The organism is Sphingobium sp. LMA1-1-1.1 (assembly GCF_040676365.1).
Taxonomy (GTDB): domain Bacteria; phylum Pseudomonadota; class Alphaproteobacteria; order Sphingomonadales; family Sphingomonadaceae; genus Sphingobium.
Map to the genome: position 1 here is coordinate 195,620 of NZ_JBEGHS010000023.1, position 23,306 is coordinate 218,925.

The window sequence follows — 23,306 nt, forward strand, 5'->3', positions numbered from 1 at the left end:
GCTGCCAACAGGCCTCATCGCAGACGATCGTCGCGACCACCTCACCCCGCAGGTCGAGTTCAAATAACTTGGGGCGTCGCCCGGAGGCTGATTAAACTGCGACGGCCTGTTGTACTCGACCATCTTGCCCGAAGATCCTCAGGTAGCGCTCGATTTCAGCAGGATCGCCGGTCGCCTTGGAAGGATTGTCGGAGAGCTTCACGGCTGGACGCCCGTTGGCGCTAGTCACCTTGGCCACGAGCGAGATCGACCGCAGCTCGTGCCTGCCATCGGGATCGCAGCCTCGAAAGTCGTTGGTGAGGTTGGTGCCCCAGCCGAAGCTCATCCGCACCCGATCATGGAAGTGACGATACGTCGCTTCGATGCTGTCGACATCCATCCCATCGGAGAAGATCAGCAGCTTGGTGCGAGGATCGCGGCCATGCGCCTCCCACCAGGCAATGATCTGCTCGCCGCCCCGGATCGGGGGCATGGAGTCCGGACGGAAGCCGGTCCAGTCGGCGAGCCAATCGGGGGCGTCGCGCAGAAACGCGGTAGTGCCGAAAGCATCCGGGAGCGCGATAAGCAGGTTACCGTCATAGTGTGCCTGCCATTCCTCTAGCATCCGATAGGGCGAGGCCGCGACGCCGGCATCATCATCGGCGAGAGCCGCCAGCACCATTGGCAGCTCGTGGGCGTTGGTGCCGATCGCCTCTAGGTCATTGTCCATCGCTAGCAACACGTTCGAGCTGCCGATGAAGCGCGTGCCCAAACCCTCCTTGAGCGCTTCAACGCACCAGCGTTGCCAGAGGAAGCTGTGGCGGCGGCGGGTGCCGAAATCTGAAATCACCAGGTCAGGACGCTGGCGCATCCGTTCCACCTTTTCCCAGAGCTTGGCCTTGGCGCGGGCGTAGAGCACGTCGAGCTCGAAGCGGCCCTTACCCCTGAGCGCGACACGCGAACGTAGCTCGTTGATGATGGCAAGCGCCGGGATCTCCCACATCGTCGTATGCGTCCACGGCCCCTCGAACTGCAGTTCGAACTGGCCGTCGACCTTGCGCAACTCATAGTCGGGCAGCTGGAAATCGGCCAGCCATCCGATGAAATCGGGCGCGAACATGCGCTGCTTGCCGTAGAAGCTGTTGCCCGCGAGCCAGATCAACTCCTTCTTTGAGAAGCGGACCGTACGCGCATGGTCAAGTTGCTCGCGCAGCTCCGTCTCGTCGATCACGTCCGCCAATCGCACCGACTTGCTGCGATTGATCAGCGAGAAGGTCGCCTGCACGTCTGGATGCAGATGCCGGATCATCTGCAGCATCAGCAGCTTGTAGAAGTCGGTGTCGAGCAGGCTTCGCACGACCGGATCGAGCCGCCAGCCATGATTATAGACACGAGTCGCGATATCGGTGACGGGCATGGTCGATCCTAGCCAGTTACGAGGTGAAGAGCATGGGCAGCGAGAGCCACGGATACGCGGCGGCCCCAGTCGAACACCAGAAAGTCCTGTTCCATGCCGTCCGCAAAGATCACGCCGCCATCGTTCATCCGCAAGGTGACCTCGATCATTTCGCCGGGGAGCTTGCCTGCTGCGCGATGAAACCGAAATTGCGGACGTGCGCGATCATTGTTCCCCTTTTGCTTGACGGTAGCAATAGAGTTCGGCCGGTCGGAACGACGCGCCGGTTTCGCGCTCGCCCGTCGCTTCCAGCCAGCCGCGGTCGAGCATGCGGCGACGGAAGGCAGGCTTGTTGAGCTTGGTGTCGAGGATGGCTTCGTAGATGTCCTGCAAAGCGCGCAACGTGAAACGCTCGGGCAGGAGCGCGAAGGCGATCCCGGAATAGTCGAGCTTCCCGCGCAGGCGCTGCACCGCGAGGCTGAGCATCTCACCGTGATCGAACGCCAGTTGCAGCGGATCGCCGTCACCGATACGCGCCTCGATGGGGCCGCCTATCTCGCCGGGCCATGGTACGTTGAGTTCTGCGAGCGCCAGCTCCGGGGCGGACTTCAACGCGGCCGCGAAGCGGTCCGCCGGGAGGAGCGCGAAATAGGCCACGCTGATGATCCGCGTCCGCGGGTCACGATCGACTGCCCCGAACGTGTAGAGCTGCTCGACATAGGCATCCGACATCCGCGCCTTCTCGACAAGGATACGATGCGCCGCTTCGTCGAGGCTCTCACCGATCCCGACAAAGCCGCCGGGCAGCGCCCATGCCCCCGCAAACGGGTGTTGGTCGCGTCGCGTGAGCAACACGGCAGGCGCGCCATCGACCACGCTCATCAAGATCAGATCTACCGCGACTGACGGGCGTTCATACGCCGCAGGATCGTAGTTTTCGAGAAAGGCAGCTTCGTCCATTGCTCCACCTTATATGCGTTATGCGCTTTACTTATGTGCGAAGTGCACATATGTCAAATGCCAAGGAGATGAGCCATGAAGCGTTTCGTGATCGTCGTGGACATGCAGCGGGATTTCGTGGCCGCCGACGGGGCACTGCCGGTGGGTGGAGCGGAGGCGATCGTACAACCAATGAAAGCATGGCTCGCGGGCCTACGTTCCGAAGACGTGGCTGGCGTGCTCTTCACTGCGGACACGCACGTGCCTGCTATCTATGCAGCCTCGACAGAGGCCGAAGAGTTTCCACCACATTGCGAGAAGGGCACGCCGGGATGGAAGAATGTGCTCGATCCAGACGCGATCGATCCTGCCATGCCGGTCTATCGCCTCGAAAAGGGCATGTTTGACATGTGGGCCGAGCCCGACCTCACGATTGCGGTGGTCGCCACAGATGAGCAGATTGCGCGGGACGCCTTCTTTGCGGAGCTGAAGGCGCGGGGCGTCAACGAAGTGACGGTGATCGGCGTCGCTGCCGACTATTGCATACGCTGGGCAATCGAGGGCCTCCTCGCACGTGGATTCCCGGTCGAAGTGCCGACGCGACTTACCCGCGGTATCAGGCGACCGATCGAACAAGTCATCGCCGATGATTTTGCGGGCGCGCCGGTTCGGTTGGAGGCGGCGGCATGATTGTCCTGTGGCGCGTCTCTAATCACTGCAATCTGGCGTGTCCCTTCTGCGCCTATGACAAGCGCCTGAGCTTACCGCGGGAAGAGGCGAATCCGAAGCAGGTGGCGCGGCTCATCGACCTGCTCGGTGCGTGGCGGAGCGAAACCGGACGTCCGGTGCTGTTGAGCTGGCTCGGCGGCGAGCCGTTGTTGTGGGCGCCGCGTGCCGAGCTGGACAAGCACGCGGCCAGCCAAGGCATTGGACTTAGCCTGACCACCAACGGGACCCGCTTGGGTGCGCCGCGCGTGCGAGCGGAGCTTGTGCAGCGCTACAGGGAGGTCACGATTAGTATCGATGGCATGCCCAGCTTCCATGATGCCATGCGCGGCTGGCGCGGCGCATTCGACAAGCTCGCGCAGAGCGTCCCGGCGCTGACAGGTGAGCGGGACGCCGCGGGCGCGGGGCTCAAAGTGCGCGCCAACATCGTGCTGATGCGCGACAACATCGATGGTTTTGCCACATTGTGCCGAATACTCGCAGGCTGGGGAGTCGACGAAATCAGCTTCAATCAGTTGGGCGGGCGCGATAGACCCGAATTCTATCCCAACCATCGCCTACGCCCCGACGATGTCGCGCAACTGGTGGCTGAGGTGCCCCGGCTGCGCATCGAGCTCGGCCAGATGGGAACAACGTTGGTCGGCGGGACTGCTTATCTGGAGCGGTTCGCCGACACGGTCGCGGGGCGACCACTGTCCGTCGCCGATTGCCGGGTAGCAGAAACCTTCCTGTTTATAGACGAAGCCGGCCGCATCGCGCCATGTAGCTTTGCGCCAGAGCATTTCGGCGTTTCAGTTGATGATCTTCGTAGTGTCGCGGATCTTCAGGCTCTGCCGCGCCAATTGCAGTTGCACCAGCGCGTGCGGCCGGCTCGCGACTGCGCCGATTGCCCCAGTACCCAGCAGTTTGCCAAGTTCGAACCGCTGCTAGCATGAATCCGTCCGGGCGAACTCATTTGACTGCAAGCGCCGACATAGCCGACATTCGTCCACCCGAGACGACTACCTAAAACCTGCCTTTCGTTCATTCCTCTGGCGGGCGGCAGCGAGCTACCACAACTAGGCACTCAGCCGCCCTTCCAAGCGGCGGCGGCGAACGAAAGATTCGATCAGGAGCGGACCTTCAGTCTTTCTTAGTGCCAACCGGGCAAGCCGGGGCCGAAATAGGTCGAAGAGCTCTCCATCGCGGCACACAATCACGCTGCGAACCCGAATAGGGTAACCGTCTATGTCCGTCAGCCCAATGACCGAAACAGCGTAGCGCCTTTGTCGCTCGATCTCATAATCGACCGGTGCCACGAGTTCTGTGGACGAGAGCTCAAGGACTATCGCCGCACGAACCACATGCTCGTGCCACCACCAAAATTGAGCTATCGAGCGGTAATGGCATCCCGCGTACCTCCAGACCAGAACTTGCTCGCCGATCTCGTCGAACGTCGGATCGAAGCGCCCGATGTCGAATACAAGAATTTCATGCCGCTTACCGAGAATGTCGAGAGGGCGAAGATTGCACGTCACATTTGCGCGTTGGCAAATGCAGGCGGGGGGTGGTTGGTCTTCGGCTTCGAAGATGACGGCGTACCGAGCCATCCCCATCCGGGGGACCTTGCTGCCTATGGCCAAGACGCGATCAATGGGATCGGAGCGAAATACCTTGAGCCGCAGCCGCATTGCGAAGTGCATCGCGTGACCGCGGCGTCCGGCCTCTCCTACCCAGTGGTCCGGGTGCCGTCGCATGGGGCGGTGCCGGTGTGCGCCAAGACCGATGGTCCCCAGGATGCCAAGGGTAGGCCACAGGGGATCAACAAGGGCGTCCATTATGTGCGGGCGCCTGGGCCGCAGTCGGTGCCGATCGACTCTCCCGAACTCTGGAGAGAGGTACTCCGGCGATGCGTAATGACGGATCGAACCTCGCTCCTGACCTCAATCGGGCAGCTGTTCGATCGGCCGCAGCCCACCGCCGATTCGGCGGCCCCGCTGCTGCGACAGGCGGATTGGGCGCTCGAGCGGTGGACAGCGGCGGCGACCGCAGCGGACGCCGACTGGCCGGTCGCCATGGCAGGCAATCGGGTCGCGTTCGGTTTTCGGCTGACCGATGACGCAGGTGACGCGCCTGCGCCGCTCCCGCTCACAGCGCTGGACAGCGCGTTGCGGGAAGCATCGTCGGCCTCGGCGAGCATGAGCCGTGGCGGAAGTGGAGCGTTCGAGCGCGGGCATTCGGGCGAGAGCAAGCCCGGGGTCATCCTTGCAGAGGGTCGGGAAGCCTATGCGGCGCAACAAACCGCCAAGGGTAAGGAATATTTACTACCCGCCGAATGGTTCGTCCGGGACGATGGGCTCGGTGTGGAGGTAGCGGGAATGGGTGAGGACAATCCTTGGGTCACCGAGACACTCGCGCAGCGGCGATCGCGCCCGTGGCCGCCAGGTGAGCGCCTCGCCCCTAGCTTCCAAGTGGATATGACCGCCGAACGGGTCGCATTCGTCGGCGCGCTGGCAGGCCACTTTCCGGATGCGACGAGGTGCGAGCTCATGGTCGATTATTTGGGACTTGCCGGCCGGCAAATCGATGAGACAGCTGTCGGTGCCTACTTCAGCATCGAGCGGTCGAGCCGAGAGAATGGCAGACGTGTCGTGATCGAAGTCGGGGTCGCGGCCCTCACCGCGGAATTGCCCGAGGTGGTTGCCGCGCTCATTGGACCCATTTTCCGGCTTTACGAGTGGGAAGTCGGTGCCGACTATGTCCGCAAGTTTCTCACCGGCGGTCGCCGCTGAGTGGAGTATCAAGAGACTGGCTCGCACGTCTTCAGTCGATGATTATCGCAACCGCAAATGGGCCAGCTCGATTGGCTGCCGGAACTGGTCCAAACAACCGCGCGCACCGAAACGGAGCGGGATTAGTTGCTTATTCAATCAGTGAACAGAGCGGCTACGCGATCTTCGTCAGCTGTAGAATGCGTGACTGCGTGGGCCTGGCCATTGGTCCCGCTCCAGATTGGCCGCAAAATCCTGGTTCCCAATCCTGCGACAGGCCGATGCCGCGATAAATTGCACGCCAAGCGCAAGCTTTACGACCGAAAGCCTCGTCAGCCCTGAGGCCGCATAACGGCTCTGCACATAGTCCGGGAGAGCGGCTGCAACCGCGGCGACGATGGAATCGTCACGATGGGGACTAAGCGCTGCCAATCTTCGTGCCAGCTCTTCATGATTATGTCCCACGTCACGCTTGGCCAGCGCCTTAGCATCCACACCAAGATCGATGAGGGCAGCTTTCATCGACAGTTCGGCGGTCAGGCAGATGGGCTGCACGACGGAATCCACGCTGAAACCGCTCGCCAGGATGTTGGCGACGTCCTCGAGGTTCGACAGCGCCATGCGCCAAAGTTCGGACGGCGGCTGAACTTTCCCGCCGTCGATGCCGTAGGTCAAATCGTAGAGGTCTGCGAACGCGAAGGCGCTGCAGGCCGCAATAGCTGCATCACCTCGGCACCAACGAACCCATTCTTCGTGCGACTGAAAGTCTAGACTCTGATGAATCGAGACCGAACACGTCCCGAATACCACGGCGACCGTCACCTTGCGGACGGTGTCCACGGAAGCCGCGAGACCGACGCCCTTCCCAGGCCATGCCTCATCGACCTGCGGAAACAGCCGGCGATAATCCTCCATGACCCGGTCGACATCCGGATTGCCGAGGACTCCCATGACGAAGCCGCTCCCGAGGATCGCCATCGCGGCACGCATGGGGCGCGCATGCATGGCAACGCCGGCTTGGGCGAACTCAACGTCGAGCCGCAGGAGATCCCGATCGGTCCAGGTCGTCATGCGACCGAGACATCGAAGGACGGCCAGGCTCGGCGGAATGTCCTCAATGCCTTGGTGCGGGCCTCGTCCAAGGCGCGGGCGGCGCTATGATCGACCATGAAAACAGGGCAGTTTGGATCGTCGCAGGAACAGTGCCGAATGCTCTGATCGGCCAGGTGGTGTTTGAAGACTCGGCGAATCTCGTCGAGCTCGCGCACGACTTTCGTCATTTTTGCCCGCGTTCCGGCATCTCGCAGGGTGTGCAGCGACGGCAATCGGCGAATTTCCGTTCCGTCCCGTGTTCGCCAGATCCCGGTATTGAGCGCGCCGATCGTATCCTCGATCGCCTGCTGAAAGGCGGGTAGAGAGCTTTCAGCCTGGAAGGGTGTTCGGAAGGCTGGCCGCTCGAACACCGCGGCCATGATCCGCAGGGTGTCCTCATCGGACAATTCGGGAAAGTCATCGACGAAACGGCGCAGCTCGCTCTCGGCGTCTGGGAAAACGACACCCTCGACGAAACGCTGAAGCAGAAATTCCGCACGCAGCCGGAGCGCTTCTTCGAACTCCACCCCTGACCAGATATCGACGATCTGAATGCCGAGCTTACGACCGGCTGATTTTACACGATCGCGCTGATCGCTGGAAACGGCGCCCCGACAAACAAATTTGAAGGCGTCAGGCACGCCGCTCGGAGCGCGGCACGCCTTTTCCATGTCACGTGTGGCCTTCGCTTCGGTGAGGCTCGCGCGGTTGACGCACTGGATCACGGTGCTGCGAGGTTGCCAATCTTCGAAATGTTCGATCCCGACAATGTCGCGACCGAGGTCACTGCCGGTCTGGCCATGCCATGCGAGATCGCTCCAACCTGCGCGCAGATGATAGGCGAAGACCAGACGCTCAAAATCCTGCCCGCCAAAATCCTCGAAATGGACGGGCCGGACAGTGCGGGCGATGATGCTTGTCATGGAGTCGCCCTCATTTCCGCGGCTCTCTGAGGAACATCGGGTAGAAACTCGTCTGCGGCTTGAGCTTGAGCATGTCTCCGATGGCGATGGTGTTCGCCTTGCGCCGCTCACCGCCAGCGGGCGTTATGACCTCGACATCGGGATTCTCGATAATCGCGCTGTGCACGTCATCCGTATGCGCCGGCGTCGTGTTGTAGATGCTCTCGTAAAAGTCGCCCACGCCAATGACGTCACCGGACCCAGAAATCAGCTTGGGGATGTCTGTCAGAAGCTGCGTCTTCGCCGCCTCGCGGCCGGAGAGATCGAAGAGATATAGCGACCCATCTTCGTGGCTCGGGTCGTAGCTCAGCATGTTGAGCCCCGAGCGGCCGAAATGCGCTTGGGCACTGCTGTTCCCATGCAGGATGTTGTTATAGACCTGACGAGCGCGGTAGAAATTGCCGAAGTGAATCAGCCAATATCGCCACCCATCGGGATTATTGATCGAGAACGGGCTGACGAAGGGGGCGCAGGTCCGGAAGGTTTCGAACACCAATCGCTCAGCTGCGCCGAGCCAATTGCTCTTGCTCATCGCGCCATTGAGCGTGCCCAGATTGGTGGCATCGATATCGAAGGGCCGAAGCTGGGCTGCTAGCTGGACCGGGTCAGACTTCTGCAGGAAAGACACCAGGGCCTCGATCGCGAAGGTGTAGAATATCTCGACCGAATGATAGGATCGCATGATGTCGAGCAGCGTCTGGCGCTGAACATGGCTGTGACCGCACTGGTCGAGGTTGAAGAGGACGTTGCGATAGCGGCCTTGGTCGAGCAGCGCCTTCATCTGCGGATAAACGACCTCGAACGCTTCGGTCATGTACGCAATACGCAGATGCAGTTTGGGGACATTCTCCACGATCTCCGCCTGCAGAGGCGCGATGTTCGCCTTGAGCGCCTCGATCGCGTCTCGATTATGATCGTTCAGGATCAGTAAGCATTCGATCTCGATCAGCCCCAAGCCTTGCGCAGCGCGCTGGACGTTGACCGTCTCAATCGCCCGCTTCAGTTCCTTAACGAAGATCAGAGGCGAGCCGGCGGTGCCGCACTGATAGCGGCCGCCACCGGCAAACCCGTCGACGATCGCTAACCGGAACCGTTCCTGTTTGGGGAGCTGGCAGCGGACAGTCAGATACTCGGAGAAATACTCCCGAAGTATCTTGTGCTTGCGCCGCGAATGATCTTCCAGCGTCGCACCATCAGCCCACTCATACGGCTTTTCCGCCATCGTGCCCCCTTAGCAACGCCGTTCCCCTTGTGATCCCATGGCACCCACAAAGGCGGACGGCATCTCATCCCAGGTTTGTCCGCGATATTCTCTGCCGTTGGCCTTCTTCGACCGGCGCTTGTTGTCTTTGCCCGACGTTCCCCATTGCTTGAAGAAAAAAGCAGTTTCGTATTCTGTGCACTGGTGATGGATCTGGTCGATCCACTCCTCCCGGATCGGCCGGGCCGATCGGCCGCTCTCGCCGCCCACGATGGCCCAATGGATATCGGACAGATCGACATCTCCGACGGGACCGATCAATGGTTCGAACGACAGGAAGCGAATGGCTGCTGGCACCGTTCGAAGATGATCGATCCTGCTCACAACATCAGCATCTTCGACGCTAGTGCCCAACCATACATTGGGCAGGATATCCTGGATTTGGGTCGAGACGATGGATGCCATGCGCTCGGGGCGTTTGGTGAGAATCTGGTAATTGTGGTGCGGAGTCTCGCGCATGACCCGCCACACCTCAAGGATGAAGGCATCGCTCACCTGTTCGTGGAACAGGTCGCTCATTGAATTGACGAATATCTTGCGCGATTTTTTCCAGCGCAGGGGAATGGCGAGCGACGCCTGATCTTCCCGGACGACGCCGCTCCAGATGGTGCGCTTGCCGCTTCGCCGGGTCAGTCCGGCATATTTTTCCATCCGCATCGCTTCGAGCCGCTTCGCCATCTCCATGGCGTAGCAGTTCGTGCATCCGGCGCTGATGATCGAGCAGCCGGCGACTGGATTCCAAGTGGCGTCCGTCCATTCAATCTGCGTTTCAGCCATGCCGTTCTCGCTGCACAGTCCGGGCCTGGATTCGTGCGCCGATTGCCCGTCGCGCGGCCTTTATACCACCTGGAACATAATGGGAACACGTTGAAACGGCGATATTCATGCCGCTTCGACCGCGTGAGCCTGGATATCGACGCCGAGCCGTTTGCGGACGGCACCAAAGATCGCGGCGAGGTTATCCATGCTCGGATTGCCTTTTTCGGAGAGCATCCGATGAAGGCTCTTGCTGGGCTTATTGGTTTCGACGGCAAGCGTCTCGAAGCCCACCGAAGCGTTCACAAGATCCCGCAAGATGAGGCGCGCAGTATGGGGTTCGCCATTGAGAAACAGCGTCGCCGCTTCATCGAGCATGGCCTTGGCGAAGGCAGGGTCACGCGCCGCGCGCTCCTTCACCGTCTCCTTGAAATCGCGGGTCAGTTCCATGTCGTCATCTCCTGCCCGGTGGCTTCGCAGCCGCCTTTCGGGCCTTGTATTCTGCCAGTAGCGCGCCGGCCCGGTCGATATCGGCCTGTTGCCGCTTCTTCGTTCCACCTACGAACAGAATGATGAGGGTATCACCGTCCTGAGCGAGGTAGAGGCGATAGCCTGGTCCCCAATCGATCCGATACTCGCCCAGCCCGCCGCCGATCCATTTGACGTTCGAGGTATTGCCCATCTCCAATCGCAATGTCGCCGTGGCGACTTTCGCCGCCGCTTGCGGATCGAGATCGCCAAACCAGGACCCAAACGGATTTGAACCATCCTCCCGAATATACTCTTGAACGATCATCCCAACGATCCGATCAGTAACATATACGTTACCGCCTGTCCAGTAGGCTCTGACGGTCCCTCAAGGCATCGCAAGTAGCCAATGCCTATCGGCGGGGCCAGCGCGTATCTCAGCAGGCTGGGATTTGGAGGCATTCGACGGAGCAATGAAGCTCGCCGCCCTGCCAACCGCCGTTCTGCAATCCGTGACTAATAAGGTGGATCGAGCACCGCCATGGGCAACGGGTCTAAATGGCCCCAGAACCGTCCAATCCCGCGCGCGTAGCGCAGGATATCGCCCGCCCGAATCCGGAGCATTTCGCTGACCGGCGTCGGTGCGGGCGCCAGATCGTAATAGTCGAGCGACGTGCTGTCCCAAAGCAGTGGCGCAATCGCCTGCAGTTCCTTGCATGACCGACCTTCGCCATGACGGACCACATTGGCGACCAGATGCAACTCCTTGAGGTCATCTGCCATACCCGTTGCCGCCAGATCGAGGCCACCAATCCGCACGCAAGCGGGAAGCGCCGTCTCCATGCTGCCGGCTTGCTCGCCATGAGCATGAGCCCAACGGCACAACTGGCGCTCGAACAAGCCGTCCAGGGTTAGCGCAAACGCCTTGGCAGCTTCATTGGCCGTGTGGTTGTCAACCTGGGCCGCGCATCGGGCCAAGAATTCGTCCATGCTGCTCGTTTCCCCCACCACAGGCGGGTTGTGTGCCGGAAGCTGATCCAGCGTCACGACGATCACCCGGCGATAGAGGCGATCGATATTGGCTTGGAATATCCGGGGCAGCTGATCGGCGACATTCATGCCATGAGCATAGCGCATGCTCCGCAGCCACCAACGCTACCAATTTTTTGCTGTCGCCCTGCTCGGAACCAAGTGTAGCCTCCGCTGCGATGATGGTGCCCTCATGACCCTCGGCCGTTCGGGAATTCCTGACCACATACGAGAGTGGATGGAAGCCCGCGTGCGTGAGCGCGGTCCTGTGCCGATGACGGACCGGATGTTTGATCACGGCCGGAACTATCACGAATGCGCTTTGCGTTGCCTCGAATTGCGGGGAGACGGCCAGACCTTTCTGTTCCCGCCGGCCCTCGTATTGCTTGCGTTCGCCGTCGAGATTTACCTCAAGGCGCTGCTCACCATTGAAGGCAAGACTGGTAAGGATCTCCACGGCCACGATCACAGTGATCTCTACGGTCGCCTCACAGCCGATACGCAGGCGACGGTCGCTGCCCGTTATAAGCAACGCTATCATCGGACACTATCTGAGGACTTGCCGGGATATGCGGATCTGTTCGTTAAGCACCGCTACGCTTACGAGTTGGAAGGTACGCATGAGACCGACATGTCGGGCGTCGCCCAGCTCGCGTCATCGCTGTATGAAGTCTTGACCGAATTGCGTCCCAATCTCGGTCGTGCGGGGTTGGTTCATGATCGTATCATCGCTCCGAATCAAGGGGTTCCGATAGTAGCCGGGCCTGCCTAAGAAATTACCGGCCCGCTAGTGCTCCGGCCAAAGATGACTGCTTATGAAATTGGTTATCAGCGCGCGGAACGGCAAAGATGAAGGCCTTGCGGTCGCAAGGTTTTCGTTCGGTCTGATCCCGGGAACGTCCACCTATCTCGATCTGCGCTCCAAAGGAGACATTCGGGACTGTCCAACAAAGCGGACATGATGACCGGCCCGCACGCGGCAATGAAATGTCCGCTGCCGGTGAGCGAAATTTTGCCGCTGAGCGGCCAGGAAAGGGTCGAAATTAGCTAGCAAAATTGGCTGTGTTTTCTTACTCCCCAGATCCAGACCCCTAGGAAAACCGCCACGTCGCTTCAAAAGCACTCATAAAAGCTCAGTGACGTGAGGGACGATTTTGGCCATCGGGGGAAAAATCCACCATTCAAACCACATTTTTGGGGTTGAATGGTGGAGCCGAGGGGGATCGAACCCCTGACCTCGTCATTGCGAACGACGCGCTCTCCCAGCTGAGCTACGGCCCCGTAAAGGAGCGCTGCCTATAAGCGAGCGATTGCGGCCATGCAACGGTCTTTTTGCGCAAAATTGGGGCGGCTGCGAACGGTCTGCCCAGGTCACGCTCAATAGCTATGCCGGGGCAAAGGCGGGACATTACTCCTGCGTAACGCCCGGAACGATGCAGCTTCATGCTCATTGGTGCGGTGACGGCGGCCGAATGGGCGTCGTGCAAAAGCAGACAAGGAGACGGACAATGGGTTACCAAGGCGGACGTCGCTATGGTGACGGCGATCGTAACTGGACGGACTGGGACCGCGATTCCGACCGTTACCGCGCGCGGCGCGACTGGCGGGACGATCGCGGCTATCAATATGGCACGCGCGGCCAGTTCGGCGGAACGGGTTCCGGATATGGCGGGTCGCGCGACCGGCGCCTGCCCGACGATTATGATCCGGAAGAGCGCGGCTTCTTCGACCGTGCGGGCGACGAAATCCGCAGCTGGTTCGGTGACGAGGATGCGGAACGCCGTCGCGAATATGACGATTATTACAACCGCCCCTATGGCGATCCGCGCGACCAGAGCAGCCGGATCGGCTATGCCTCGGCCTCCAACGCGAGCCGCTATCTGCCCAATCGCGGTTATGCGCCCTATACCGGCGAACGCAGCGGCTTTGGCAGCGAGGATCATGGCTATCGGGTGCGCGCCTTCGGTGTGAACCATGATTATGGCGAGCATCACGACGCCAATTACCATGCCTGGCGCCAGCAGCGGATCGACGAGCTGGATCGCGATTATGCCGAATATCAGCGCGAGAACCGCGAACGGTTCAACAATGAGTTCGGCACCTGGCGCACCCGCCGCGGCGAACAGCGCGAGGCCGTGCAGCAGGTGCGCGAGCATATGGAAGTTGTCGGCAGTGATGGCGAGCATGTCGGCACGGTCGACAAGCTGCGCGGCGACCGCATCGTCCTGACCAAGAGTGACCAGGAATCCGGCGGCGTCCATCATTCGATCCCGTCATCCTGGATCAGGTCGGTCGATGCGCAGAAAGTGACGCTGGAAAAGACGGCGGAACAGGCACAGACCGCCTGGCGGACGGAGCGCGAGCAGCAGGCGATGTTCGGGTCGCAGGGCGATGACGCCAATGACCGATATAGCGGCGCTGGCGGCACGAGCTTCGAAAAAGGTCGCTACCGATAAAGGTCAGAAAAAATGAAGGAGGGTCCGGCCGCACCGCCGGACCCTTTCTCATTCTCCCGCGGCCAGCACCCGCTGCGCCTGGATGAGGTGTGGCCGGTCGATCATCCTGCCGTCCAGCTTCAGCACCCCTGCCCCCGGATTGGCGGCAAAGGCATCGATGACGGCCCTTGCCCGCGCGATCTCCGCCTCGCTGGGGGTGAAGCCTTGGTTGATCGCCGCGATCTGCACCGGATGGATCGCCATCATGCCTGTAAAGCCGTCACGCCGCGCGCGCCCGATATAGGCCTTGAGATCGTCCATCGCCTCAATACGGGGAAAGATCGTGTCGATGGCGGGAACACCGGCCGCATGGGCGGCGAACAGCGTTAGGCTGCGCACCATTTCAAAGGGCGCGGTGTAGCGGCCATCCTCCTCCCGAGAGGTCGAGGCGCCGATCGACGCAGGCAGATCCTCCGCCCCCCAGCTCAGCCCCGCCAGCCTGTCGCTCACCTGCCGGAATGTGCCCATTTCGAAAATGGCGGCGGCAGTCTCCGTCGCGATGGGCAGGACCGGCGGCAGGTCGGCGCCCCCCGCCCGCGCGATCAGCGCCCGGATGCTGTCCGCGCCCTCCGCCTTGGGCAGCATGATACCGTCCGGCGATGCCGGCAGCACGGCGTCCAGGTCGTCGCGGCTGTCATCACCGTCCAGCGGGTTTATCCGCACGAACGCCAGACAGTCGCGCGGCGACGCCAGCCACTCGGCCATGGCCGCCCGTCCATAAGCCTTGCGTTCCGGCGCAACCGAATCCTCAAGGTCCAGGATGATCGCATCCGCGCCGCTGGCCACCGCCTTCGCAAAGCGCTCGGGACGGTCGGCGGGCACGAACAGCAGCGAACGGAGCTTCATGCCGGCCTCTTCTTCAGCAGCGCCATGCGCAGGCACTGGCAGACGATTTCATCCCGCTGGTTATGGAGGCGATGGGTGAAGGTCACGATGCCCGCTTCGGGGCGGGAGCGGCTTTCCTTGAGTTCGGTCACCTCGCTGTCCGCTCTCAAGGTATCGCCGATGAAGACGGGCTTGGGCATGACCAGCCTGTCATAGCCAAGATTGGCGACCAGCGTGCCCAGCGTGGTGTCACCCACGGACAGCCCCACCATCAGCGCGAAGGTGAAGGTGCCGTTGACCAGGATCTGGCCGAATTCGGACGCCCTGGCCGCTTCGGCATCGAGATGCAACGGCTGGGGATTATGGGTCATGGTCGAGAAAAGCAGATTGTCGGTCTCCGTGACGGTGCGCCGGATTTCATGGGTTATCCGATCGCCGACAGTCCATTCGTCATAATAGCGGCCTGCCATTAGCTTTCCTCCCGCTCCACCAGCACCAGCAACGTGCCTTCGCTCACCTGCCCGCCTTCGCTGGCGGCCAGCTCCGCCACCACGCCGTCGAAGGGCGCGACAAGGCTGTGCTCCATCTTCATCGCCTCCAGCGTCACCAGCTTCTGACCCTTGGCGACCCGCTCGCCTTTGGCCACGGCGACGGCGATGATGCGACCCGGCATGGGGGCGAGGATCGCGCCGTCGGATGCGGCGCCTCCAATCACGCCCTCGGTCCGGGAGGGCATGAATCGCCATGTCTTGCCTTGGAAGGTGACGAATATTGCATCGCCATCGTCTTGGATCAGCGGATAGCTGCGCTGGTCATAACCGATCCGGCTATCCCATCGTCCCCTATATTGGGCCATCTGATCGGAAAACCGAACTTCGGCCTGAGGGCTTGCGTTGAGACGCAGTCCTTTGCGACCAGAAGTCTGTGGTGAGAACCGTTCCACAAAGCGTTCGGCAATCAGGTCGAGCATCCATTGAGGCGGATCAACCTCATAAGCCGTGTCATCCATATGCCTTTCAATGAAGCCGGTATCGATCTTGCCGCGTCTAAAGTCAGGCATGACGACCAGCGATCCCAGAAAGGACGCATTAGTCTTCACTGGCCATATCCGGCTGTCCCAACACATTTTGTTAAGGCCGACAAGAGCCTCCTGGCGCGTTTCCGCATGGCAGATGAGCTTGGCGATCATCGGATCGTACCAAGGGGAAATTTCGTCACCCTGCGATACGCCCGTTTCGATCCGCAGGCGCACGTCATAGTCGGTCGACAGTTCCGCAGTTCCCCGCTCATCCCTCCATTGCGTTTGTCTCATGGCGTGTGGGATGGTGAAGCTCTCCAGCTGTCCCGTGCTTGGCAGGAAGCCTTTTGCAGGGTCTTCGGCATAGAGCCGCGCCTCTATGGCGTGACCGTCGATCGACAATTCCTCCTGCCTTTTCGGCAACGGTTCGCCGCTTGCCACGCGCAATTGCCATTCGACCAGATCGACGCCGGTGATCTCCTCCGTCACCGGGTGCTCGACCTGCAAACGCGTGTTCATCTCCATGAACCAGATGCGGTCGGCGCGCAGGCCCCCGCCCTCCCCGGCGCTGGCGTCGGCGATGAACTCGATCGTGCCCGCGCCGACATAGTCCACCGCCTGCGCGGCGCGCACCGCCGCGCCGCAAATCGCCTGGCGGGTTGCCTCGTCCATGCCGGGCGCGGGCGCTTCCTCGATCACCTTCTGGTGGCGGCGCTGGAGCGAACAGTCGCGCTCGAACAGATGGACAATATTGCCATGGCTGTCGCCGAACACCTGCACCTCGATATGGCGCGGCGAGAGTATATATTTCTCGATCAGCACCTGGTCGTTGCCGAAGCTGGAGGCCGCCTCCCGCTGGCAGGAGAGCAGCGCGTCGGCGAAATCCTCCGGCGCGTCCACCCGCCGCATCCCCTTGCCGCCGCCGCCCGCGACCGCCTTGATGAGGACGGGGTAGCCGGTGGCATCGGCCTCGGCCTTCAGGCGTTCGGTGCTCTGGTCCTCGCCCAGATAGCCGGGGGTAACGGGCACGCCTGCTTCGGCCATCAGCTTCTTGGCGGCGTCCTTCAGGCCCATGGCCGTGATGCTGTCGGGATTGGGGCCGACCCAGATGAGCCCGGCGTCGATCACGGCCTGCGCAAAGGCGGCGTTTTCCGACAGGAAGCCGTAGCCGGGATGGATGGCCTGTGCTCCCGTGGCCTGCGCGGCGGCGATGATGCGGTCGCCGATAAGATAGGACTCGCGGGCCGGGGATGGACCGATATGCACAGCCTCGTCGGCTTCGCGGACGTGGAGAGCCTTCGCGTCTGCATCCGAATAGACCGCGACGGTGCGGATGCCGAGGCGCCGGGCGGTGCGGATGATGCGGCAGGCGATCTCGCCGCGATTGGCTATGAGCAGGGACTGGATCACATGCGGAACACCCCGAAGCGGGGCGCCTCCTCGACGGGTGCGTTGAGCGTGGCGGCAAAGGCGAGGCCAAGCACGTCGCGGGTCTGGGCGGGGTCGATCACGCCATCGTCCCACAGCCGCGCCGTCGCGTGATAGGGATTGCCCTCATCCTCGTATTTCTGGCGGATCGGCCCCTTGAAGGCTTCGGCTTCCTCCGGCGTCCATTTCGCGGCGTCGCGGTGGACGGTCGCCAGCACGCTCGCCGCCTGCTCCCCGCCCATTACGGAGATGCGGCTGTTGGGCCAGGTGAAGAGAAAGCGCGGGCTGTAGGCCCGGCCGCACATGCCGTAATTGCCCGCGCCGAAGCTGCCGCCGATCAGCACGGTGATCTTGGGCACGCTGGCGGTCGCGACCGCCGTCACCAGCTTCGCGCCATGTTTGGCGATCCCCTCCGCTTCATATTTGCCGCCGACCATGAAGCCCGAGATATTCTGGAGGAAAAGCAGCGGAATGCGCCGCTGGCAGGCGAGTTCGATGAAATGCGCGCCCTTTTGCGCGCTTTCGCTGAACAGCACGCCGTTATTGGCGAGGATCGCCACCGGCATGCCCCAGATATGGGCGAAACCGCAGACCAGCGTCGCGCCGTAGAGCGATTTGAACTCGTGAAATTCGCTGCCGTCGACGATGCGGGCGATCACCTCCCGCACGTCATAGGGCGCACGGACATCCTGGGGGACAATGCCGTAAAGTTCCTCCGGATCCTGTTTCGGCGGCCTGGCTTCGCTCAGGTTCAGGTCGATCCGCGGCGCCGGTTGCAGGGTCGACACGATGTCCCGCACGATGGTCAGCGCATGCTCGTCATTCTCCGCGACGTGATCGACCACGCCTGAGCGGCGGCCGTGCACGTCCGCGCCGCCCAGATCCTCGGCGCTGATGACCTCTCCCGTCGCCGCCTGAACCAGGGGCGGACCGGCGAGGAAGATCGTGCCCTGATTGCGCACGATCACCGTCTCGTCCGACATGGCGGGCACATAGGCGCCCCCCGCCGTGCAGCTTCCCATGACGCAGGCGATCTGGGGGATGCCCCGTGCCGACATTTGCGCCTGATTGTAGAAGATGCGGCCAAAATGCTCCCGGTCGGGGAAGACGTCCGCCTGGTTGGGCAGGTTTGCGCCGCCGCTGTCGACGAGGTAGATGCATGGCAGCCGGTTCTCCATCGCGATTTCCTGCGCGCGGAGATGCTTCTTCACGGTCAGCGGATAATAGGTGCCGCCCTTCACCGTGGCGTCGTTGCAGACGATCATCACCTGCCGCCCCGACACCCGGCCGATGCCCGCGATCAGCCCGGCGCCGGGCACTTCGCCATGATACATGCCGTTGGCGGCGAGCTGTCCGATCTCCAGAAACGGGCTGCCCGGATCGAGCAGCCGTTCCACCCGATCGCGAGGAAGCAACTTGCCGCGCGCCACATGCCTGGCCCGTGCGGCCTCGCTTCCGCCGAGCGCCGCCTGTGCGACCTTGGCGCACAGTTCATCGCGAAGCGCGCGGTTATGCGCCGCATTGTCGCGGAAGGAATCGCTCTCCGTCGAAAGCTTCGTATCAAGGGTCGGCGCGCTCATCCCCTTGCGCTCCCCCGCACGCTGATGCGAGAGGGCAGAGGACTTCCCAAGCCGAGTCCCTCCATGCCGACCATCCTGCTCCTCACCATTTCCAACCTCTTCATGACGACAGCCTGGTATTGGCACCTGAAAGGCGGGATGAACAAACCCCTTTTCACGGTCATCCTGATCAGCTGGGGCATCGCCTTCGTCGAATATTGCTTCGCCGTACCCGCCAACCGGATCGGCTTCGCCCATGGCTGGAGCGCGGGCCAGCTCAAGATCGCGCAGGAAGCCATAGCGCTGCTGGTCTTCGGCGGATTCATGGTGACGGTGCTGGGCGAACCGCTGCACTGGCGCCATTTCGCCGCCTTCCTCTGCATCATGGCGGGGGTTGCCTTCCTGTTCGTGGGCCGCAGCTGAGTCACGCGCCGATCAGTTCGCGGCCGATGAGCATGCGACGGATTTCGTTCGTGCCCGCGCCGATGTCGAGCAACTTGGCGTCGCGCATGTACCGCTCGACCGGCCAGTCCTTGGTATAGCCAGCGCCGCCCAGCGCCTGCACCGCCTCCAGCGACACCTTCATCGCATTTTCGCTGGCCAGCAGGATCGCGCCGGCGGCGTCGAAACGGGTGGTCTTGCCCATGTCGCAGGCCCGCGCCACGGCATAGACATAGGCCCGCGCCGAATTGAGCGCCACATACATGTCCGCCACCTTGGCCTGCATGAGCTGGAAGGTACCGATGGGCTGGCCGAACTGCTTGCGCTCCCGCACATAGGGCAGCACCACGTCGAGGCAGGCCTGCATGATGCCCAGCTGGATGCCGGACAGGACCGCCCGCTCATAATCCAGGCCCGACATCAGCACGCCGACGCCGCCATTGAGCGGGCCCATGATGTTTTCCTCCGGCACTTCGCAATCGTCGAAGACCAGTTCGGCCGTGGGCGATCCGCGCATGCCCATCTTGTCGATCTTCTGCCCGATGGAGAAGCCCTTGAAATCCTTTTCGATCAGGAATGCAGTGATGCCGCGCGATCCCTCGCCAGTCTTGGCGTAGACGACGAGCGTATCGGCATGGGTCGCATTGGTGATCCAGAATTTGGTCCCGTTGAGGACGTAGCGGTCGCCACGCTTCTCGGCGCGCAGCTTCATCGAGACGACGTCCGATCCCGCGCCTGCTTCCGACATGGCGAGCGAGCCGACATGTTCGCCGGAAATCAGCCTGGGCAGATAGCGGGCCTTCTGTTCCGGCGTGGCCCAGCGGCGGATCTGATTGACGCAGAGATTGGAATGCGCGCCATAGCTGAGGCCGATGGAGGCGGACGCCCGCGCCACCTCTTCCTGCGCGACGACATGTTCCAGATAACCGAGGCCAAGGCCGCCATCAGCCTCCTCCACGGTGATGCCGTGCAGGCCAAGCGCGCCCATTTCGGGCCACAGGTCGCGCGGGAACCAGTCCCTAGCATCGACTTCCGTCGCCAGAGGCGCGATGCGATCGGCAGCAAAACGCGCCGTCGTTTCGCGGATCATTTCCGCATTATCCCCCAGCGCGAAGTCGAAATCAGTCATGGCGGCTCTCCTTGCGGCGCATCCTATCGTTCACCGGCCTTCAGGAAAAATTGAAACGGTGCGGGATAGTGTATAGTTTCTGTCTATGATCGAACGCTATCTGCTGCGCTATTTCCTGGCTGTCGTGGACCAGGGCAATTTTTCCCGCGCCGCCGCGCATTGCCTCGTGTCGCAACCGACGCTGTCGGTGGGCATCGCCAAGCTGGAGCAGGCGGTGGGCGCTGCGCTTTTCCTGCGCAGCAACCAGCGGGTCGAACTGACCATGGCGGGCACCAGGCTGGTAACGCACGCCCGACGGATCGAGCGCGAATTCAACCTGGCGGAGCTCGCGGGCGAAAGTAGCAAGCAGACGCCGGTGCTGCGCATCGGCCTGTTGTCGAGCATTTCAGGGGAAAGGATTGCCCATGCCCTGACCGACGGCGCCCTGCCCAGCGATGGCAGGATCGAATTCATTCCGGGCAGCGAGCGCGAATTGCTGGGCCGGCTGGACGCGGAACGGATTGATGTGGCCCTCACCCTGATCAGGCCTGGCGCGGACCGATTTCTGACGCAACCGATCATAGAGGAAGGCTATGCAGTCGCCATGGCCGATGGCCATCCGTTTGCAGGACGGACCGTTGTGGCGGCCGAGGAATTGGCGTCGGAAACGATGATCGTGCGCCGCCATTGCGAGGCGCTCTCCGCCACCAGCCGCTATTTCGTCGATCGCGGCGTCCGACCGCATTTCGCCCTGCGATCGACCAATGACGAGCGGGTGATGCAGATGGTCGCGGCAGGCCTGGGCATCACCGTCATGCCCGAAAGCTATCGTTGGCCGGGCATGGCACAGGTCACGCTCAGGGACTTTCACGAGCGGCGAAATGTCGGATTTCTCTTTGGCGCGCGGGCCGCGGCACTACAGGGCGCGCCGATGCTCAAGGCGATCGAGGCGTCCTTGAAGGCATAGCAATGCCAGCGGCGGCCGCGCCCGCGCTGCGCGTCACCCGGCCGAACAGCACCTGGTAGACGTCATGGCCGCCGCCTTCGTCAAAGACCGCCATCACGCGCCGGAGATCGCGCGGCGAAAGGGGCCTGCGCCCTTCGTTCGGCACCACCGCCCCGATGCCCTTGAGATGGGCGATCAAGCCCTTCGCGCCATCGCACGGCAGGGCATATTCCTCGTCAAAGGCGAAGGCGTCGTCATACGCCGCCAGCATCGACCGCAGCCCTTGCAGCGAAGGATAATGCGGGATGCCCGCGCTCAATCCGGCGGCCTGATGCGCGGCGCGCCAGCGGGTGAAACTGCCCTGCCCCATGGTCGAGAAAAGCAGGCTTCCGCCGGGCCGCAGCAGTCCGGCCAGACGCGCAATCGCGCCCTCCAGATCGTCGAACCATTGAAAGGCCAAGCTGGAAAGGATGAGATCGAACCATTCGCCTTCGAAGATCGGCGCTTCCCCATCCATCGCCAGGAATGTGCCCGCGACCAAACCGCCCGTGGCGGCGCGGGCCAGCATGTCGGGCGACAGGTCCGTCACCACGAATTCCGCGCCGGGCCAGCGAGCCTGGATGTCGCGCGTCAGAAAGCCCGTGCCGCAACCGATTTCCAATATCCGGCCGGAGCCGTCGCGCCGCTGCCGCTGCGCGAGATCGGCCACGAGCGCCGCGGCCTGCCGCTGCGGTCCGGCGTGATCATCATAATGCTCCGCAGCCGCGCCAAATGCGTCGCTTATTCGTTGCTTGCGGTGGCCGTTCATGGCTAGTCGCAATGACAGAGCCGCACTCCCTTTTCCAGCCTTTCGAGGACCGCACCGACCCATGACCGCCCCCTCCTCCCGGATTCCCGCCATGGACGTTCTGCGTGGCTGCGCGGTCATGGGAATCCTCTGGATGAACATCGCGGCCTTCGCCCTGCCCGAGCAGGCCTATTTCAGCCCGGCTGCCGCGGGCCGGCTGTCCACAGGCGACATCGCCTTCTGGACGGCCAGCTTCCTGTTGGTCGACGGCAAGATGCGCGCCCTGTTTTCCATGCTGTTCGGCGCGTCAATGCTGCTGCTGATCAACAGGGAGGAAATGGCCGGGCGGAACGGGGCACGCGCGCAGATAATCCGGGCCGGCTGGCTGTTCGTCTTCGGCCTCGCTCATTATCTGCTGCTGTGGTGGGGCGACATATTGATGATCTATGCGCTGGTCGGGCTGGCGGCGCTGCCCTTTGCGCGGCGGGAACCGCTGTCGCTCGTCAAATGGGCCTTTTTCTTCTTCCTGGCACATTTCCTGATCTGCGCGGGCTTCATCGGCACGCTTTACGCCTGGGGCCATGCCGCCGCGACATCCGGCGCGCCCAGTCATGTCAGCGCCGGTTTCGCCAATTTCATCGACTCGTTGTCCAATCCTGCCCATGCGGCGATTCGGAACGAATATGACGTCTATCGCGGCAGCTATGCCGGTATTGTCCTGCATCACGTCGCCCTGTTCGGTGGGCAGTGGCCTACGACCCTGCCGTTCATCGCGTTTGATACGCTGGGGTTCATGCTGCTGGGCATGGCGATGCTGAAGGGCGGCTTCCTGACCGGTCGCTGGGCGGCGGAGCAATATTGGCGAACGGCGCGCCACTGTTTTCTGATCGGGCTGATCCCGATGGCGGTGCTCGCGATATGGATCATTTCCAGCCGGTTCGCTCCGCTCACAGCGCTGGGATCGGTACTGGCCTGGTCGTTCCCCTTCCGAATCCCGCTGGCGGTCGGATGGGCGGCGCTGGTCCTGTGGCTGTTCACCCGTCACCGCAGCGCAGCCCTGACCGCGAGGATCTCCGCCGTCGGCAGGCTGGCGCTCAGCAACTATCTGGGCAGCAGCCTTGTCATGTGCGCGATCTTCTATGGCTGGGGGCTGGGTCTGTTCGGCCATGTTCCGCACCATATGCTGCCGCTGTTCGTGGTGGGGGCATGGGCGATCATGCTGATCTGGTCGCCGCTCTGGCAACGGCGATTCGCCCTGGGCCCGGCGGAATGGCTATGGCGCAGCCTTGCCCGAGGGCAAACGCAAAAGATTCGCAACAGCGACTGAATTCCTATTGCGAC

At 62.3% G+C, this 23,306-nt stretch carries 25 protein-coding genes and 1 tRNA gene; 9 read left to right on the forward strand and 17 right to left on the reverse strand.

The genetic code is table 11. From position 1 onward, the window contains the following. Positions 1-91 precede the first annotated feature (91 nt). From pncB to MRBLMA1_RS12355, 3 genes are read right to left on the reverse strand one after another with little or no spacing between them, the layout of a single operon-like run. Entirely contained in the window at positions 92-1,396 is a 1,305-nt protein-coding gene (gene pncB, locus MRBLMA1_RS12345) for a nicotinate phosphoribosyltransferase (protein ID WP_363737140.1), read from the reverse strand. 8 nt (positions 1,397-1,404) lie between these two features. Then, complete coding sequence (locus MRBLMA1_RS12350) at positions 1,405-1,545, reverse strand: hypothetical protein (protein ID WP_363737141.1); 141 nt, start codon at positions 1,543-1,545, stop codon at positions 1,405-1,407. A gap of 55 nt (positions 1,546-1,600) precedes the next feature. Continuing rightward, positions 1,601-2,335, reverse strand: a complete 735-nt coding sequence (locus MRBLMA1_RS12355) for an NUDIX hydrolase (RefSeq protein ID WP_363737142.1) — start codon at positions 2,333-2,335, stop codon at positions 1,601-1,603. A 75-nt stretch (positions 2,336-2,410) separates the two neighbouring features. Here MRBLMA1_RS12355 and MRBLMA1_RS12360 point away from each other — a divergent pair, with 75 nt between their 5' ends. The 3 genes from MRBLMA1_RS12360 (at position 2,411) to MRBLMA1_RS12370 (ending at position 5,811) form a co-directional block, all read left to right on the forward strand. Next, positions 2,411-3,004, forward strand: a complete 594-nt coding sequence (locus MRBLMA1_RS12360; protein ID WP_363737143.1) for a cysteine hydrolase family protein — start codon at positions 2,411-2,413, stop codon at positions 3,002-3,004. Continuing rightward, positions 3,001-3,975: a radical SAM protein gene (locus MRBLMA1_RS12365; RefSeq protein WP_363737144.1), complete on the forward strand. Its 975-nt coding sequence runs from the start codon at positions 3,001-3,003 to the stop codon at positions 3,973-3,975. The genes MRBLMA1_RS12360 and MRBLMA1_RS12365 overlap by 4 nt, the downstream gene beginning before the upstream one ends. Positions 3,976-4,305: 330 nt before the next feature. Then, entirely contained in the window at positions 4,306-5,811 is a 1,506-nt protein-coding gene (locus MRBLMA1_RS12370; RefSeq protein WP_363737145.1) for a helix-turn-helix domain-containing protein, read from the forward strand. A gap of 168 nt (positions 5,812-5,979) precedes the next feature. Here the strand turns inward: MRBLMA1_RS12370 and MRBLMA1_RS12375 are convergent, their stop codons facing one another. After that, entirely contained in the window at positions 5,980-6,861 is an 882-nt protein-coding gene (locus tag MRBLMA1_RS12375) for a hypothetical protein (protein WP_363737146.1), read from the reverse strand. Beyond that, positions 6,858-7,553, reverse strand: a complete 696-nt coding sequence (locus tag MRBLMA1_RS12380) for a hypothetical protein (RefSeq protein WP_363737147.1) — start codon at positions 7,551-7,553, stop codon at positions 6,858-6,860. Before MRBLMA1_RS12380 ends, MRBLMA1_RS12375 begins: the two co-directional genes overlap by 4 nt. An 81-nt stretch (positions 7,554-7,634) precedes the next feature. Here MRBLMA1_RS12380 and MRBLMA1_RS12385 point away from each other — a divergent pair, with 81 nt between their 5' ends. After that, entirely contained in the window at positions 7,635-7,835 is a 201-nt protein-coding gene (locus MRBLMA1_RS12385) for a hypothetical protein (protein ID WP_363737148.1), read from the forward strand. Here MRBLMA1_RS12385 and MRBLMA1_RS12390 read toward each other — a convergent pair. From MRBLMA1_RS12390 to MRBLMA1_RS12410, 5 genes are all read right to left on the reverse strand, one after another. Further along, complete coding sequence (locus MRBLMA1_RS12390; RefSeq protein ID WP_363737149.1) at positions 7,816-9,066, reverse strand: three-Cys-motif partner protein TcmP; 1,251 nt, start codon at positions 9,064-9,066, stop codon at positions 7,816-7,818. The genes MRBLMA1_RS12385 and MRBLMA1_RS12390 overlap by 20 nt on opposite strands. A 9-nt stretch (positions 9,067-9,075) precedes the next feature. After that, positions 9,076-9,882, reverse strand: a complete 807-nt coding sequence (locus MRBLMA1_RS12395) for a phage Gp37/Gp68 family protein (RefSeq protein ID WP_363737150.1) — start codon at positions 9,880-9,882, stop codon at positions 9,076-9,078. A gap of 105 nt (positions 9,883-9,987) precedes the next feature. Continuing rightward, positions 9,988-10,311: a DNA-binding protein gene (locus MRBLMA1_RS12400; protein ID WP_264612073.1), complete on the reverse strand. Its 324-nt coding sequence runs from the start codon at positions 10,309-10,311 to the stop codon at positions 9,988-9,990. A gap of 4 nt (positions 10,312-10,315) precedes the next feature. Further along, complete coding sequence (locus MRBLMA1_RS12405) at positions 10,316-10,657, reverse strand: type II toxin-antitoxin system RelE/ParE family toxin (RefSeq protein ID WP_363737151.1); 342 nt, start codon at positions 10,655-10,657, stop codon at positions 10,316-10,318. Between the two features lie 188 nt (positions 10,658-10,845). Beyond that, positions 10,846-11,466, reverse strand: coding sequence for a hypothetical protein (locus MRBLMA1_RS12410; RefSeq protein ID WP_363737152.1), 621 nt, complete (start codon positions 11,464-11,466; stop codon positions 10,846-10,848). Between the two features lie 85 nt (positions 11,467-11,551). Between MRBLMA1_RS12410 and MRBLMA1_RS12415 the strand changes: the two genes are divergently transcribed. After that, positions 11,552-12,130, forward strand: a complete 579-nt coding sequence (locus tag MRBLMA1_RS12415) for a hypothetical protein (RefSeq protein ID WP_363737153.1) — start codon at positions 11,552-11,554, stop codon at positions 12,128-12,130. A gap of 433 nt (positions 12,131-12,563) precedes the next feature. Here MRBLMA1_RS12415 and MRBLMA1_RS12420 read toward each other — a convergent pair. After that, positions 12,564-12,639: transfer RNA gene (locus MRBLMA1_RS12420), tRNA-Ala, on the reverse strand. A 227-nt stretch (positions 12,640-12,866) separates the two neighbouring features. Here MRBLMA1_RS12420 and MRBLMA1_RS12425 point away from each other — a divergent pair. After that, complete coding sequence (locus MRBLMA1_RS12425; protein ID WP_363737154.1) at positions 12,867-13,814, forward strand: DUF2171 domain-containing protein; 948 nt, start codon at positions 12,867-12,869, stop codon at positions 13,812-13,814. A gap of 48 nt (positions 13,815-13,862) precedes the next feature. On the opposite strand, the gene MRBLMA1_RS12430 is transcribed toward MRBLMA1_RS12425, so the two are convergent. Genes MRBLMA1_RS12430 through MRBLMA1_RS12445 form a run of 4 tightly spaced genes read right to left on the reverse strand, consistent with a single transcriptional unit; the run spans position 13,863 to position 18,704 of the window. Then, positions 13,863-14,699, reverse strand: coding sequence for an HpcH/HpaI aldolase/citrate lyase family protein (locus MRBLMA1_RS12430; RefSeq protein WP_363737155.1), 837 nt, complete (start codon positions 14,697-14,699; stop codon positions 13,863-13,865). Next, entirely contained in the window at positions 14,696-15,148 is a 453-nt protein-coding gene (locus MRBLMA1_RS12435; protein ID WP_363737156.1) for a MaoC family dehydratase, read from the reverse strand. The genes MRBLMA1_RS12430 and MRBLMA1_RS12435 overlap by 4 nt, the downstream gene beginning before the upstream one ends. Further along, entirely contained in the window at positions 15,148-17,106 is a 1,959-nt protein-coding gene (locus MRBLMA1_RS12440; RefSeq protein WP_363737157.1) for an acetyl/propionyl/methylcrotonyl-CoA carboxylase subunit alpha, read from the reverse strand. Before MRBLMA1_RS12440 ends, MRBLMA1_RS12435 begins: the two co-directional genes overlap by 1 nt. Further along, entirely contained in the window at positions 17,103-18,704 is a 1,602-nt protein-coding gene (locus MRBLMA1_RS12445; protein ID WP_363737158.1) for a carboxyl transferase domain-containing protein, read from the reverse strand. Before MRBLMA1_RS12445 ends, MRBLMA1_RS12440 begins: the two co-directional genes overlap by 4 nt. A gap of 63 nt (positions 18,705-18,767) precedes the next feature. On the opposite strand from MRBLMA1_RS12445, the gene MRBLMA1_RS12450 reads away from it, so the two are divergent. Then, positions 18,768-19,106 carry a DMT family protein gene (locus tag MRBLMA1_RS12450; protein ID WP_363737159.1) on the forward strand — a complete coding sequence of 113 codons (339 nt, stop codon included), beginning with the start codon at positions 18,768-18,770 and terminating at the stop codon, positions 19,104-19,106. Between the two features lies 1 nt (position 19,107). Here MRBLMA1_RS12450 and MRBLMA1_RS12455 read toward each other — a convergent pair whose 3' ends face one another. Then, a complete protein-coding gene (locus tag MRBLMA1_RS12455) occupies positions 19,108-20,253 on the reverse strand; it encodes an isovaleryl-CoA dehydrogenase (protein WP_363737160.1) in 1,146 nt (381 codons plus the stop codon). Positions 20,254-20,338: 85 nt separating this feature from the next. Between MRBLMA1_RS12455 and MRBLMA1_RS12460 the strand changes: the two genes are divergently transcribed. Then, positions 20,339-21,199, forward strand: coding sequence for a LysR family transcriptional regulator (locus tag MRBLMA1_RS12460; protein ID WP_363737161.1), 861 nt, complete (start codon positions 20,339-20,341; stop codon positions 21,197-21,199). On the opposite strand, the gene MRBLMA1_RS12465 is transcribed toward MRBLMA1_RS12460, so the two are convergent. Further along, positions 21,168-21,986, reverse strand: coding sequence for a methyltransferase domain-containing protein (locus MRBLMA1_RS12465; protein WP_363737162.1), 819 nt, complete (start codon positions 21,984-21,986; stop codon positions 21,168-21,170). The genes MRBLMA1_RS12460 and MRBLMA1_RS12465 overlap by 32 nt on opposite strands. 61 nt (positions 21,987-22,047) lie before the next feature. Between MRBLMA1_RS12465 and MRBLMA1_RS12470 the strand changes: the two genes are divergently transcribed. Then, on the forward strand, positions 22,048-23,292 hold the full coding sequence (locus tag MRBLMA1_RS12470) for a DUF418 domain-containing protein (RefSeq protein ID WP_363737163.1): 1,245 nt from the start codon (positions 22,048-22,050) through the stop codon (positions 23,290-23,292). Positions 23,293-23,306: the final 14 nt, after the last annotated feature.

What these genes read in the sequence shown, in the direction of transcription:
- pncB (WP_363737140.1), bottom strand. Translation starts at nt 1,396, where the DNA reads ATGCCCGTCACCGATATCGCGACTCGTGTCTATAATCATGGCTGGCGG.
- MRBLMA1_RS12435 (WP_363737156.1), bottom strand. Translation starts at nt 15,148, where the DNA reads ATGGCAGGCCGCTATTATGACGAATGGACTGTCGGCGATCGGATAACC.
- MRBLMA1_RS12365 (WP_363737144.1), top strand. Translation starts at nt 3,001, where the DNA reads ATGATTGTCCTGTGGCGCGTCTCTAATCACTGCAATCTGGCGTGTCCC.
- MRBLMA1_RS12395 (WP_363737150.1), bottom strand. Translation starts at nt 9,882, where the DNA reads ATGGCTGAAACGCAGATTGAATGGACGGACGCCACTTGGAATCCAGTC.
- MRBLMA1_RS12455 (WP_363737160.1), bottom strand. Translation starts at nt 20,253, where the DNA reads ATGACTGATTTCGACTTCGCGCTGGGGGATAATGCGGAAATGATCCGC.
- MRBLMA1_RS12360 (WP_363737143.1), top strand. Translation starts at nt 2,411, where the DNA reads ATGAAGCGTTTCGTGATCGTCGTGGACATGCAGCGGGATTTCGTGGCC.
- MRBLMA1_RS12460 (WP_363737161.1), top strand. Translation starts at nt 20,339, where the DNA reads ATGATCGAACGCTATCTGCTGCGCTATTTCCTGGCTGTCGTGGACCAG.
- MRBLMA1_RS12375 (WP_363737146.1), bottom strand. Translation starts at nt 6,861, where the DNA reads ATGACGACCTGGACCGATCGGGATCTCCTGCGGCTCGACGTTGAGTTC.
- MRBLMA1_RS12400 (WP_264612073.1), bottom strand. Translation starts at nt 10,311, where the DNA reads ATGGAACTGACCCGCGATTTCAAGGAGACGGTGAAGGAGCGCGCGGCG.
- MRBLMA1_RS12445 (WP_363737158.1), bottom strand. Translation starts at nt 18,704, where the DNA reads ATGAGCGCGCCGACCCTTGATACGAAGCTTTCGACGGAGAGCGATTCC.
- MRBLMA1_RS12450 (WP_363737159.1), top strand. Translation starts at nt 18,768, where the DNA reads ATGCCGACCATCCTGCTCCTCACCATTTCCAACCTCTTCATGACGACA.
- MRBLMA1_RS12390 (WP_363737149.1), bottom strand. Translation starts at nt 9,066, where the DNA reads ATGGCGGAAAAGCCGTATGAGTGGGCTGATGGTGCGACGCTGGAAGAT.
- MRBLMA1_RS12350 (WP_363737141.1), bottom strand. Translation starts at nt 1,545, where the DNA reads ATGATCGAGGTCACCTTGCGGATGAACGATGGCGGCGTGATCTTTGCG.
- MRBLMA1_RS12465 (WP_363737162.1), bottom strand. Translation starts at nt 21,986, where the DNA reads ATGAACGGCCACCGCAAGCAACGAATAAGCGACGCATTTGGCGCGGCT.
- MRBLMA1_RS12380 (WP_363737147.1), bottom strand. Translation starts at nt 7,553, where the DNA reads ATGGAAAAGGCGTGCCGCGCTCCGAGCGGCGTGCCTGACGCCTTCAAA.
- MRBLMA1_RS12425 (WP_363737154.1), top strand. Translation starts at nt 12,867, where the DNA reads ATGGGTTACCAAGGCGGACGTCGCTATGGTGACGGCGATCGTAACTGG.
- MRBLMA1_RS12430 (WP_363737155.1), bottom strand. Translation starts at nt 14,699, where the DNA reads ATGAAGCTCCGTTCGCTGCTGTTCGTGCCCGCCGACCGTCCCGAGCGC.
- MRBLMA1_RS12470 (WP_363737163.1), top strand. Translation starts at nt 22,048, where the DNA reads ATGACCGCCCCCTCCTCCCGGATTCCCGCCATGGACGTTCTGCGTGGC.
- MRBLMA1_RS12385 (WP_363737148.1), top strand. Translation starts at nt 7,635, where the DNA reads ATGTTCGATCCCGACAATGTCGCGACCGAGGTCACTGCCGGTCTGGCC.
- MRBLMA1_RS12405 (WP_363737151.1), bottom strand. Translation starts at nt 10,657, where the DNA reads ATGATCGTTCAAGAGTATATTCGGGAGGATGGTTCAAATCCGTTTGGG.
- MRBLMA1_RS12355 (WP_363737142.1), bottom strand. Translation starts at nt 2,335, where the DNA reads ATGGACGAAGCTGCCTTTCTCGAAAACTACGATCCTGCGGCGTATGAA.
- MRBLMA1_RS12415 (WP_363737153.1), top strand. Translation starts at nt 11,552, where the DNA reads ATGACCCTCGGCCGTTCGGGAATTCCTGACCACATACGAGAGTGGATG.
- MRBLMA1_RS12410 (WP_363737152.1), bottom strand. Translation starts at nt 11,466, where the DNA reads ATGCGCTATGCTCATGGCATGAATGTCGCCGATCAGCTGCCCCGGATA.